The sequence below is a fragment of the Mycobacterium simiae genome (assembly GCF_008370645.1).
Taxonomy (GTDB): domain Bacteria; phylum Actinomycetota; class Actinomycetes; order Mycobacteriales; family Mycobacteriaceae; genus Mycobacterium; species Mycobacterium simiae_A.
The window spans coordinates 1-573 of the sequence record NZ_VTZN01000493.1 but is presented as its reverse complement, the minus strand read 5'-3'; the positions used below and the strand labels follow the sequence as shown (position 1 = coordinate 573).

1 pseudogene is annotated in these 573 nt (G+C 56.0%); it reads right to left on the bottom strand.

Going from position 1 to position 573, the window contains the following annotated elements:
- Positions 1 to 573, bottom strand: a pseudogene (locus F0Q45_RS26590) (MMPL family RND transporter); the annotation flags it as partial.

The following is a 573-nucleotide window of genomic DNA, read 5'->3' as shown; positions in this document are numbered from 1 at the left end:
ATCGGGCGCCAAAAGTCATCGAAATCCGCGATATGGTCACGCAATTCATTGGTAATTTGCTGCATCGCTTCGGTGTCGCCTACGAGGCGGTGAGTATTGTCGGCGAGCTGCGACATCAAGCTGTACATCCGCTGCATGACCGCGATGGTCTTGGCCATCTCATCTGCCTGTTTCAACATGTCGTTGATACGGTCGCGCTGGTATTTCATGGTCTGCACCTGACCGGCGTTTTGCATGCTGATCATAAAGGGGATCGATGTGTGGTCCATGGCCGTTCCGTCGGGTCTGGTTATTGCCTGTACCCGTGATATTCCAGGAACCCGGAAAATGCCCTTGGCCAATTTATCCAGGATGAGAAAATCGGCAGGATTACGCATGTCGTGATCCGACTCGATCATCAAGATGTCGGGCTTCATCCGGGCCTGGGAAAAGTGGCGCTCGGCAGCGGTGAACCCTTCATTGGCAGGAATGAAGTTGGGCAGATAAGCGCGGTCGTTGTAGTTGGTCCGGTAGCCGGGCAGCGCCAGCAGACCGACGAGGGCTACGGCGCAGGTAGCGGCCAGAACGGGCAGC